The organism is Bacillus sp. L_1B0_5 (genome assembly GCF_000836715.1).
In the GTDB taxonomy this organism is placed as follows: domain Bacteria; phylum Bacillota; class Bacilli; order Bacillales; family Bacillaceae_G; genus Bacillus_A; species Bacillus_A thuringiensis_S.
Genome location: NZ_JXIS01000227.1, coordinates 1 through 464, shown reverse-complemented (window position 1 = coordinate 464; position 464 = coordinate 1). Strand labels below are relative to the sequence as shown.

Sequence of the window (464 nt, the reverse complement as noted above, 5' to 3'; positions counted from 1 at the left end):
TCTAAAACTGTGAGTATTGTATCCCATGTTTCTTGCCAAGCTGTCTTTAATTGATCCCAAATAGAAGTTGCCGTTTCAACAATACCCGTCCACAATCCACTGAAAAATTCACCTAAAGGAGATAATATACTATCAGCTAATTCAATGAATGAAGACCACGATTCTGAAAAATAATCAGTAATACCTGTCCAAATTTCCGATGCTGTATCAGAAATTCCAGTCCATAGATCAGCAAAAAATTGACCGATAGGTTCAAAGAACTCATTTACCATATTTAAAAAATCTGACCAGGCTCCAGAAAAGAAATCAACTGTGGATGACCAAGCATCTTCACAAGTTTGAACTATGCTATCCCACAATTCACCAAACCAATCTTTAAATTCAGACCACTTTTCAGAAAGCCAATCCGTTATGGCACCCCAGTTTTTTATTAACATGATAATACCAGTTATCACTAAGGAAAC

General features: G+C 36.0%; 1 pseudogene. It reads right to left on the bottom strand.

Annotated elements, in window-relative coordinates:
- A pseudogene (locus RT27_RS35635) lies at positions 1-464 on the bottom strand (phage tail tape measure protein); the annotation flags it as partial.